The organism is Methylobacterium sp. J-001, from assembly GCF_022829565.1.
Classification (GTDB): domain Bacteria; phylum Pseudomonadota; class Alphaproteobacteria; order Rhizobiales; family Beijerinckiaceae; genus Methylobacterium.
This window is the reverse complement of the sequence record NZ_JAKSYN010000004.1, coordinates 1-7,532: the sequence shown is the minus strand read 5'-3', so window position 1 is coordinate 7,532 and position 7,532 is coordinate 1. Positions and strand designations below refer to the sequence as shown.

Here is a 7,532-nt window from a genome sequence, read left to right as displayed (position 1 = left end):
AACGGTACCCCGACTGCAAGCAGCCTGTCCTCGGGCGCGGGGATCTGGTTCGTGATCTCCGTCGTCCTCGCATCCGCCGCTGGCGTCTGGCTTGCCGGGCGCCTTGCGGGCAAGCCGGCCAACACCACCACCGCCTACCACGGGCTGATCGCCTGGGCGGTCTCGACCCTCGTCGTCGTGTACGTGCTGTCCTCGGCGGTCGGCGGCATCGTCAGCGGCGCGTCAAGCGCGGTGTCGAGCACGCTCGGCGGCGCCGGCAACCTGATCGGCGGCTCGGTGAAGACCGCCGCGCAGGCCGCGGCCCCGTCGCTGCCGGGCATGGACAACCCGTTCTCGAACATCGAGAGCCAAGTCCGCAACGGCACCGGCAACGACCCGGAAGCCCTGAAGAATGCCGCTGTCAGCGCGATGCGCGCCGCGGTGAGCGGTGACGCCGCCCAGCAGAAGGACGCCCAGGAGAAAGCCGCCCAGGCGCTGGCGAAGGCACAGAACATCCCGGTCGAGCAGGCCCGGACCCAGGTCGCCCAATACGTGCAGCAGTTCAACGACGCGACAGCCAAGGCGAAGGAGCAGGCCAAGCAGGCAGCCGATGCCGCGGCACGGGTCGGGTCGCAGGGCGCGCTCTACGGCGCCCTGGCGCTGATCCTCGGCGCGCTGGCGGCTTTCTTCGCGGGTCGCGGTGCCGCCGTCGACCCGGTGGTGAGCCGCACTGGCGTCGCCACTACCACCCAGCGTCGGATCTGACCATGAGCGATCCCGCCGCCAGCCAGCCGAAGCTCTCACGGACGCAAGGCGTAGAGGCGGCAGAGGTCACTGTGGGCGAGGAAGTGGTCCTCCCGCTGATCGAGGAGACCGCCCGCATCGACAAGCGGGCGGTCGAGACCGGGCGGGTGCGGGTCTCGACCCGGATCGAGAGCGTCGATCGGGTCCTGCGCGAGAGCCTGCGCAGCAACACGGTCGCGGTCACCCGAGTGCCGGTGAACCGGACGCTCGCTGATGGCGAGACCCCTCCGGTGCTCCGCGAGGAGGGCGGGGTGACCATCATCCCGGTCCTGGAAGAGATCCTCGTCGTCGAGAAGCGCCTCGTCCTGAAGGAAGAGTTGCACATCCGCCAGACCTCCGCGGATGAAGACGTCGAGGTCCCGGTGACGCTGCGCAAGCAGCGCGCCGTGGTCGAACGCGTGAGCCCAGACGGCCACGCCAGCGAACAGATCGATCCCCTTTCAACTGAGGAGACAACACCATGACGCAGACGATCACCGCGTTGTTCGACCGCCCGGCAGAGGCACAGGCAGCCGAGGCCAAGCTGATTGCCGCCGGTATCCCGCAATCGGCGATCAAGCTGGTGCAGGGCGCGCAGACGACGCGCACGAGCGGCTCGTACGACTACTATAAGGACGAGGGCGGCTTCTGGGGCTCGCTCAAGGACTTCTTCATGCCCGAGGAGGATCGCTACGCCTACAGCGAGGGCCTGAGCCGCGGCGGTACGCTGCTGACTGCGAGCGTCGAGCCGGCGCAGACCGAGACGGCCTACGACATCCTAGAGCAGCACGGCTCGGTCGACCTGGATCAACGTGAGAGCACGTGGCGCAAGGAAGGCTGGAGCGGATACTCGGCGACGGGCAGCACAACCGCGAGCGCGACCGGCACGACCACGGGTACGACGGCAACTGGAGCGGCTGCCACAGGCGCCACGGCCCTCAAGAGCGCCGGCACGACCACGGGCGAGACGGATTATATCCCGATCGTTGAGGAGCGGCTTAACGTCGGCAAGCGTGTGGCGGAGAGCGGCCGGGTGCGGGTTCGCTCCTTCGTCGTCGAGAAGCCGGTCGAAGAGCAGGTCACCCTGCGCGACGAGACCGTGCACGTCGACCGGCGCGCGGTCGACCGGCCGGTGACAGCTGCCGACGAGGCCTTGTTCGCGAGCAAGACTATCGAGGCGACCGAGATGCGTGAGCAGGTGGTGGTGTCGAAGGAGGCCCGCGTGGTCGAGGAGGTCGGCATCCGCAAGGACGCGGGCCAGCGCACCGAAACCGTCACCGACAAGGTTCGCCGGACCGAGGTCGAGGTCGAGGACGAGCGCGGCAACGTCAGCCGCACCGGCACGTCCGGCACCACGACGACCGGTACCACGCCGGGTACGCGCAAGCCGGTCTGACCCACCTGAGCGCGCTGCCCGGAGCCTCGGTGCGCCGGGCAGCGCACCCTGCCGAGATCCGCGTCCGGATCGGCCCGGACCTTCACCGTAACCAGCTAAACGCAGGTCCCGCTATGCCCCTGAACCGCACAATCCTGTTCGTGTTGCCTCTGCTCGCAGCAGCGCCGGCACTGGCGCAGACGACCGTTACCGGGCAGCCAGCGACGGGTGGTGCCTCCAGCGCGACCTCCGGCGGCCAGAACGCCGTGACGCGGCCGAACACCGATCACGCTTACGACGGCAAGGCAGTGGCCACCGGTACGGGGGCGAACGTCAAGCTGGAGCGGGGCGCCAACAGCTTTACCAAGGGCGAAGCTCGCCGGCGGCTTGAGCGGGCCGGCTACCACGAGGTCAAGGACCTCACGAAGGACGGCGACGGCATCTGGCACGCCAGCGCGATGGTAGACGGCAAGCACGCCAGTGTCGGCCTCGACTTCAAGGGGAACGTCGCGGTCCAGTAGCCGGCCTCCTCGCTCGACCAGTCCCCCGAACATCTCGGAGTCTCCTCCCATGCCCGCACAGACCCTCTCGGCCTTATACGATCGCTACGACGACGCTGCGGCGGCGGTGACAAAGTTGGAGGCGGCCGGCGTGCCGCACTCCGACATCAGCCTCGTCAGCAACAAGGCGGAGACCGGCAACTCCGGAACAGGCGACACGGTAGACCATGCTGCCACCGGTGCGGGAACCGGCGCGACGCTCGGCACGATTCTAGGCGGGGGCGCGGGCCTACTCGCCGGTCTCGGGCTGATGGCTATCCCGGGCGTCGGTCCGGTCGTGGCCGCGGGCTGGCTGGTGGCGACGCTGACCGGTGCGGGCATCGGTGCCGCCGCGGGTGGTTTGACCGGCTCGTTGACTGGCGCTGGCGTGAGCGAGACCGACGCACATGCCTACGCCGAGGGCGTGCGCCGTGGCGGTTCGCTGCTGACCGTAAGGGCGGATGAGGCCCACGCTGATGTGGCCACGCGCATCCTGGAGGAGCACGGTGCGGTTGATCTCGACGCGCGTGCGCAAGGTTGGGAGAGCGAGGGCTGGAGCAGCGGGACGGCCGGCAAGGCGCGAGGCGACACCTCGACCCTGATCGGCTCGGATGCAGCCGCTGGCTCGATTGTGCGCGAGAACGACGCGGTGAGCGCTTCCGTGGCTGGCGCCGACACCCGGACGTCCGGTGCCCGCCGGGTGCGCGTCTATAATCACCCGGTCTGATCGCCGCGATCCACACGTCCGTGCAACTGCATCGTCGAGCCGTACGATCACCCGGCCTGTGGGCCACAAGAGGAGGACAGGTCATGGGCCTACTCGACAGCATTATCGGTAGCGTGGTCGGCAGCAATGCCGGTCAACAGCAGGGTGCCGGCGCCAACCCCCTCGTCGGCGTCCTGATGAGCCTTCTGGCCGCGCGGGCCGGCGGAGGTAGACTCGGCGGCATGCTGGGCAATGCAAGCGGCGGCGGCCAGGGCGGCCAGGGCGGCCTCGGTGGTCTGCTCGGCGGCGGCGGGGCCAGTGGGCTCGGTGCCCTGTTGGAGCAGTTCACCCAGGCTGGCCACGGCGGGGCGATCAATTCGTGGATCGGAAATGGCCAGAACCAACCGATCGCGCCGCACGACCTCGGCGCCGCGCTCGGTCCCGAGACGGTGGGCCAGCTCTCGCAGCAGACCGGCATGGGCGGTTCCGATCTGCTGTCGCAGCTCTCGCAATTACTGCCCGGTGTGGTCGACCAGCTCACCCCACAGGGTCGGATGCCAACCGAGCAGGAGCACGCACATTGGTAACATTCTTCGCGGCCGATCACGCCGCCGTTTATGGGGTCACCCTATGGCGGGCTTGCTCGGTTACCTTCGCGCACTGATTATCCGCCGCCGGAACTGAGAGCCACCTCCGTGTGGATCATACCGCTTGATGCAATCTGAGGCCATCCATGACCGCTGGTGCCAGAGACCTCGAACACGATATCGAGGCGAGCCGAGCCCAGCTCGACGGGACCTTCGATCGGCTGCAGGCACGGTTGAACCCGTCCGCCATCGTTGATGAGGTGGTCGGTACTGCACGCCGGAGCGAGACCAGGGCCGCGTTCTACGAGGGTACCCTGCATGCGGTCCGGCACAACCCGCTCTCCGTTCTTCTGATTGCTGGAGGCATGATGCTGTTGTTGCGGCAGGTGACTAAGCCATCCGCCCGTGTCTATCGCCCCGAGCGCGATCCGGACGTCCGGACGCCGCTGCAGCAGTCCGTTTAGACTTCCTTGGACGTGTCGAGGCGACATTCGGTTGGGGCGGGCAGCATACCGGAGCGAGGTGCCCGCACGATCGGGCTGCGGGACGAACACCTCGCTCGAGCTCTCAGCGGACTTGAGTAAATGAGTGCTGAGGGCATCCTCATCGGCATCCACGGACTGGAGAACAAGCCTCCGCTCGACGAGAAACGGCGTTGGTAGAGGGCTGCTATCGTCGAGGGACTTCAGAGAAACTGCGGACACGACGGCGGCGCGTTCCCATTCGAGTTCGTGTACTGGGCGGACTTGCGCTACGATCAGCCGCTTCTCGGCGACGCCAACGATGAGCCCTACCAACCCGACGGCGGCTCCGGACCTTTCCCACGCCATCGGCCGGACGCTGATGCGACTTTGAACGATGGCGTCGTCAGCAAAGTCTACCGCGGTTTGGCCGCGCTGCAGACGGCGACGGGGGCCACACCGGTCGATGACGCGATACTCGAACACCGTTTCGACGACCTGTGGCACTACCATTCCGAGACGCCGTTCGCCCAGCAGGTCCGGCGTAGGCTCATCGAGGTCCTGGAGCGGCTCGCCGGGCGGCGCGTGCTGCTGGCCGCGCACTCGATGGGCTCGATCATCGCATATGACGCCCTACGCATGCTGGAACGGGAAGACCCGTCCGTACAGGTCGAGCACCTCGTGACACTGGGCTCCCCGCTTGGTTTGGCGGAGGTAAGGGCGAAGATCGCTGAGGAGAATGGGGCGGCACGCGTCCCGAACAACGTCAACCGCTGGACAAACATGGCCGACAACCGCGACCTCGCCGCAGTGGCCGGCGAACTCGCGGAGGTCTTCGCGCGCAATGACCGTGGCGTCGGGGTCGACGACATGGCGGTTGTGAACGCGTATCTGCGTCCGAACGGCTCGGCAAACCGCCATAAGTCCTACGGCTATCTCCGCACGCCTGAGTTTTCGGAGGTCGCCCTCGGCTTCACGATGCACCCGGACGCGCAGCGTAAGCCTGGGTAAGCCGCGAAGGTCTGTAAACTTCTGAGAGCAGTGATACCGTCATAGCGTTCCAATAGGGCCTGACCTAGCGGAACAGACGGAGGCCTGAAGCCTAAGCCGTTCCACTGTGTGGCCGTCAGTTTTTGGAACGACCAGGTGTCGACGTCTTTGATCTGTATGGGACGTGGCAGTGATGCTCAGCGGTCCTGGTTCCGTAAGTTGCCCTGACGCGAAGAGGCGGGAGGCAAGCTGCTTCGCTGTAATTGTAGATGCCGATACTCACCATCACGCCCTCGCACCAAGGGTGCACAGGTGTGAAGAGAACATTTTCGAGCCTTTCCGAGCGTTTCGCAGCATTCTGAAACACGTCACCATGGCTCACGTTGCTGCAGGATGCTTCGGTCTGCTGCGCTTCGAACGGACGGTCGAGGATCTCGGCGCCGTCATGCTGCTAAGTTCCTCGACAAGTCTGCAGGGCGGCAGCCATTTCAGTGCGTGAGGTGTGATACCCCAAGCCTATGGCACTTCGGTTGGCAAACGCGCCGGCAACGACTGGTACTGGGTAACCCTTTGTGCCCCCTGGTGGCCCCGATCTTTTTTCCCCGGCTGCGGTTTGCTCCTCAGGCAGACTAATCGCTCAGGTATCACCGTTATGGTGACCCCTTCCGCAAGGGCGGCCAATTCCGCCCAGCCACGGGGCGAAAAGTGCGGGACCCGGGCAGGGCGTGGTGGTTTCCGCCACGCCTTCGACATTACCTCATCCCGGTGGCATGAAACCCGGACGATCGGCGTCCAGGTTTTGGCGACGATCAGGCGGAACCGCCGCGCATCGTCCACATACAATCACCCCCCCCGCCACGCCCGGCTGCTGCCTCGCTGCTACGCTTTCTTCACCATGGCCAGCACAATGGCCTACGATGCCGATCCGGCCCGAGCACCGCTTCTTCTACCCGATCGACTGGCGCGAGCTGTCGATGGCGATCCGCTTCGGCCGCGCGAAGGGTCGATGCGAGAGCTGCGGGCGACTACACGGGACGATGATCTACCACCTTGGCGACGGGCGTTGGTGGGACGCTGAGGCCAGCCGTTGGCGCGATGGCTGGGGCCGCTGGATCTGGGTCAGGGCGGGCACCGACATCCTCGGACGCGCTCGCCGAACCCATGTCGTCCTGGCCGCCGCCCATCGGGATCACGACACGGCCAACAACTCGGACGCCAATCTTGCGGCCTTCTGCCAGCGCTGCCACATAATCCACGACCGACCGGAGCATCAACGGAGACGCTGGCGCACGCTGTTCCGGCGCAAAGCGATGGGCGACCTGTTCGGTGGTCCCTACGCCTGAGAAGTCCGTTTGTAGAGCCTTCAGCTGTCTTGATCGAGGTCGAGATTGTGGATCAGGTCGCCGATCGGATCGCCGTCCGCGTCCCTGCTTTGGGCTGTAGAACGCACCAGTGTGCTCGACAACCTGGGCAACGTCCTCTCCCCCGGCGGTAGGGTCATCGTTGAGCGATGCGCCAGCAGTGAACCGCTATCCGCCATCAACGCAGCGGGCTCACTGCCGTGTAGTCTACGTGGAGGATCGTTCCAGATCCTCGGCATGGCCGCCGTTTCGTTGGCGACCACGACGACCCGAACATTGCGGTCCTGCCTCTCGTAGTTGCCCGGATGTAGGATGTGGGCGGCGGCGAGCAGCCCAAATGCTGCAATCGCGGTCGTCGCAAGCGTGGATCTGTAATGTTCCATGAAGGCGGAACAGACGGCTAAGCTTGCCGTTCCGCTTGTTCTCTTGGGATGGCTAACCGCGAATTTACGACCGCCGTATCGGTTCGGCCGCCACCGTCCTCTTCCCCCCCCCCCCCCTCCCGCTCCCTCCCCTCTTCCTTTCCCTCCCTCTTTCTCCTTTCTTCCCCTTCCTTCTTTCTTCTTCTTTTCTTCTTTCCTTCCTCCTTCCTTCCCTTTTTTTTCCCTTCTCCCCCCTCTTCTTTTTTTTTCATCCCTTCCCCCTCCTTTCCCTCCCCCCCTCCTTTCCCCTTCTCCTTCCCCCCTGAGGGTTTGTCTCCTTTTCCTTCCCCCTCCTTCTTCCTCTCCCTCCTCCCCTCCTCTCCCCTGTC

General features: G+C 65.9%; 11 protein-coding genes. 9 read left to right on the top strand and 2 right to left on the bottom strand.

Going from position 1 to position 7,532, the window contains the following annotated elements; translation table 11 throughout:
* From MKK65_RS00070 to MKK65_RS00030, 9 genes are all read left to right on the top strand, one after another.
* A partial coding sequence (locus MKK65_RS00070; protein ID WP_243954238.1) for a PhnA-like protein occupies positions 1–744 on the top strand: 744 nt, incomplete at its 5' end.
* 2 nt (positions 745–746) lie between these two features.
* Positions 747–1,247 carry a YsnF/AvaK domain-containing protein gene (locus MKK65_RS00065; protein ID WP_243954236.1) on the top strand — a complete coding sequence of 167 codons (501 nt, stop codon included), beginning with the start codon at positions 747–749 and terminating at the stop codon, positions 1,245–1,247.
* Positions 1,244–2,158: a YsnF/AvaK domain-containing protein gene (locus MKK65_RS00060; protein WP_243954234.1), complete on the top strand. Its 915-nt coding sequence runs from the start codon at positions 1,244–1,246 to the stop codon at positions 2,156–2,158. The genes MKK65_RS00065 and MKK65_RS00060 overlap by 4 nt, the downstream gene beginning before the upstream one ends.
* Before the next feature lie 113 nt (positions 2,159–2,271).
* On the top strand, positions 2,272–2,658 hold the full coding sequence (locus tag MKK65_RS00055) for a hypothetical protein (RefSeq protein WP_313902007.1): 387 nt from the start codon (positions 2,272–2,274) through the stop codon (positions 2,656–2,658).
* 49 nt (positions 2,659–2,707) lie between these two features.
* Positions 2,708–3,403, top strand: coding sequence for a hypothetical protein (locus MKK65_RS00050; protein WP_243954231.1), 696 nt, complete (start codon positions 2,708–2,710; stop codon positions 3,401–3,403).
* Positions 3,404–3,486: 83 nt separating this feature from the next.
* A complete protein-coding gene (locus MKK65_RS00045) occupies positions 3,487–3,969 on the top strand; it encodes a YidB family protein (RefSeq protein WP_243954229.1) in 483 nt (160 codons plus the stop codon).
* A 146-nt stretch (positions 3,970–4,115) separates the two neighbouring features.
* Positions 4,116–4,433, top strand: coding sequence for a DUF3618 domain-containing protein (locus tag MKK65_RS00040; protein WP_243954227.1), 318 nt, complete (start codon positions 4,116–4,118; stop codon positions 4,431–4,433).
* A 282-nt stretch (positions 4,434–4,715) separates the two neighbouring features.
* The gene (locus tag MKK65_RS00035; RefSeq protein WP_243954225.1) at positions 4,716–5,441 is read left to right on the top strand and encodes a lipase family protein; all 726 of its coding nucleotides are present in this window, start codon (positions 4,716–4,718) and stop codon (positions 5,439–5,441) included.
* 896 nt (positions 5,442–6,337) lie between these two features.
* A complete protein-coding gene (locus MKK65_RS00030) occupies positions 6,338–6,763 on the top strand; it encodes a hypothetical protein (protein WP_243954223.1) in 426 nt (141 codons plus the stop codon).
* Positions 6,764–6,783: 20 nt separating this feature from the next.
* Here the strand turns inward: MKK65_RS00030 and MKK65_RS00025 are convergent, their stop codons facing one another.
* Together MKK65_RS00025 and MKK65_RS00020 are read right to left on the bottom strand one after the other, a co-directional pair.
* Positions 6,784–7,164, bottom strand: a complete 381-nt coding sequence (locus tag MKK65_RS00025; protein WP_243954221.1) for a hypothetical protein — start codon at positions 7,162–7,164, stop codon at positions 6,784–6,786.
* Positions 7,165–7,181: 17 nt separating this feature from the next.
* Positions 7,182–7,532: hypothetical protein (locus tag MKK65_RS00020; RefSeq protein WP_243954219.1), on the bottom strand; the 351-nt coding region annotated here is incomplete at its 5' end.

What these genes read in the sequence shown, in the direction of transcription:
- MKK65_RS00025 (WP_243954221.1), bottom strand. Translation starts at nt 7,164, where the DNA reads ATGGAACATTACAGATCCACGCTTGCGACGACCGCGATTGCAGCATTT.
- MKK65_RS00030 (WP_243954223.1), top strand. Translation starts at nt 6,338, where the DNA reads ATGCCGATCCGGCCCGAGCACCGCTTCTTCTACCCGATCGACTGGCGC.
- MKK65_RS00045 (WP_243954229.1), top strand. Translation starts at nt 3,487, where the DNA reads ATGGGCCTACTCGACAGCATTATCGGTAGCGTGGTCGGCAGCAATGCC.
- MKK65_RS00040 (WP_243954227.1), top strand. Translation starts at nt 4,116, where the DNA reads ATGACCGCTGGTGCCAGAGACCTCGAACACGATATCGAGGCGAGCCGA.
- MKK65_RS00065 (WP_243954236.1), top strand. Translation starts at nt 747, where the DNA reads ATGAGCGATCCCGCCGCCAGCCAGCCGAAGCTCTCACGGACGCAAGGC.
- MKK65_RS00055 (WP_313902007.1), top strand. Translation starts at nt 2,272, where the DNA reads ATGCCCCTGAACCGCACAATCCTGTTCGTGTTGCCTCTGCTCGCAGCA.
- MKK65_RS00060 (WP_243954234.1), top strand. Translation starts at nt 1,244, where the DNA reads ATGACGCAGACGATCACCGCGTTGTTCGACCGCCCGGCAGAGGCACAG.
- MKK65_RS00050 (WP_243954231.1), top strand. Translation starts at nt 2,708, where the DNA reads ATGCCCGCACAGACCCTCTCGGCCTTATACGATCGCTACGACGACGCT.